The sequence below is a fragment of the Pelistega indica genome (assembly GCF_000506865.1).
In the GTDB taxonomy this organism is placed as follows: domain Bacteria; phylum Pseudomonadota; class Gammaproteobacteria; order Burkholderiales; family Burkholderiaceae_B; genus Taylorella; species Taylorella indica.
In genome coordinates this window covers 1-938 of record NZ_AYSV01000045.1, presented here as the reverse complement: position 1 = coordinate 938, position 938 = coordinate 1, and the positions used below count along the sequence as shown (strand labels likewise).

Annotated in this window: 3 protein-coding genes; 2 read left to right on the top strand and 1 reads right to left on the bottom strand. The window is 38.1% G+C overall.

The features are described 5' to 3' along the window. Together V757_RS18255 and V757_RS18250 are read left to right on the top strand one after the other, a co-directional pair. Window positions 1-317: BrnT family toxin (locus tag V757_RS18255; protein ID WP_245586956.1), on the top strand; the 317-nt coding region annotated here is incomplete at its 5' end. Beyond that, window positions 304-612 carry a BrnA antitoxin family protein gene (locus tag V757_RS18250; protein ID WP_023949860.1) on the top strand — a complete coding sequence of 103 codons (309 nt, stop codon included), beginning with the start codon at window positions 304-306 and terminating at the stop codon, window positions 610-612. The genes V757_RS18255 and V757_RS18250, both read left to right, overlap by 14 nt. A gap of 167 nt (window positions 613-779) precedes the next feature. On the opposite strand, the gene V757_RS29570 is transcribed toward V757_RS18250, so the two are convergent. Further along, complete coding sequence (locus V757_RS29570; protein WP_261796462.1) at window positions 780-911, bottom strand: hypothetical protein; 132 nt, start codon at window positions 909-911, stop codon at window positions 780-782. Window positions 912-938 lie beyond the last annotated feature (27 nt).

The window sequence follows — 938 nt, the reverse complement described above, 5'->3', positions numbered from 1 at the left end:
AATTTATTTTTATAACTACAATAATTAAGATAGTCATCATGATTACACTTGACGAGATAGAATATGACCATCAAAAAAACATCCAAAATTTTGAAAAGCACGGTATTTATCTAACAGAAGCAGTGAACTTTGATTGGGAAACTGCACTTTGTTGGCCAGATAAACGTATGGACTATTTTGAAATTCGACACCTATGTATCGGATATATACGAGAACGTCTCTATGTCATTATCTATACACATCGTGCAAATAAGTTTCGAGTTATTAGTTTACGAAAAGCCAATAAACGTGAGGAAAAAAAATATGCCACCACTTAAACCTAATCATATTAGTCCAACCGACGAAGAAGACGCTGCCATTACTGCTGCAGCGATGGCTGACCCTGACACATTCCACCCCACAGAGGAAAACCTCGCTCGTTTAAGCCAAATAAAGCCTTATCGTATTCGAGTCCGTGGTCGTCCTATCGGATCAGGACAAAAGCAACAACTCACAGTCCGCTTTGACACGGATGTGGTTACTGCTTTTCGTACGCTAGGAAAGGGTTGGCAAACAAAAATGAACAATGCATTAAAAGACTGGTTATTGCACAATGACCCATCAAAGCTTTAAAAAGAAGATTTCTCTGGATATACCTCTTCTCCCAACTTCAACATCAAACGATTAGCCCAACCAATTATCTTCTAACCCTAAGTTTTTTAGTTCCTGAATTTTCGTGCTTCGCTAAATGAGGATGGACTTTCTATCAATTCGGTGACTAATCGAATGATAGCTTTATCTCACTCGCTATCACTTGCCATTGCTGGATTATCATAGATATACTCACTAATTTCATTGCACCTTGCTAATTGCTCAAATCGTTGAGCATACACTGAGACACAATAAATACAACCATTAATACCGTGAGGCAATCAAGGCAACACCTAATTTCTACTATC

Coding starts and splice junctions, on each gene's coding strand:
- V757_RS18250 (WP_023949860.1), top strand. CDS start 304: ATGCCACCACTTAAACCTAATCATATTAGTCCAACCGACGAAGAAGAC.